The organism is Azonexus caeni (genome assembly GCF_048146105.1).
In the GTDB taxonomy this organism is placed as follows: domain Bacteria; phylum Pseudomonadota; class Gammaproteobacteria; order Burkholderiales; family Rhodocyclaceae; genus Azonexus; species Azonexus aromaticus_B.
The window spans coordinates 1-299 of record NZ_JBKJAD010000081.1 but is presented as its reverse complement, the minus strand read 5'-3'; the positions used below and the strand labels follow the sequence as shown (position 1 = coordinate 299).

General features: G+C 65.9%; 1 protein-coding gene. It reads right to left on the bottom strand.

The window, feature by feature from the left end:
• Positions 1–299 (bottom strand): VCBS domain-containing protein (locus tag ACLIIZ_RS21160; protein WP_416695698.1); only part of this gene is annotated, 299 nt, incomplete at both ends.

The window sequence follows — 299 nt, the reverse complement described above, 5'->3', positions numbered from 1 at the left end:
ATGTCGTGCGTCGTCCCGTCCACCGTCTTCACGGTGAAGGTCTCGACCTTCGTCTCGCCTTCGCCCAGGTATTGCACGTCGGCGTTCGCCACCGTGTAGGTCCAGTCGCCGGCCGCCGTGATCGTCAAACCGCCCAGCGCACCCGCGCTGGCGACGATGCCCGTGGTCTGGAACTGTGCTTCGTCCAGGCCATCGACGTCCGTCACCAGCAGCGTGCCGGTGTCGGTCAGGTTCGGGTTCGACGCGTCTTCCGTCACCGCACCCTTGTCCTTGCCGCTCACTTCGGCGCCGTCATTGGT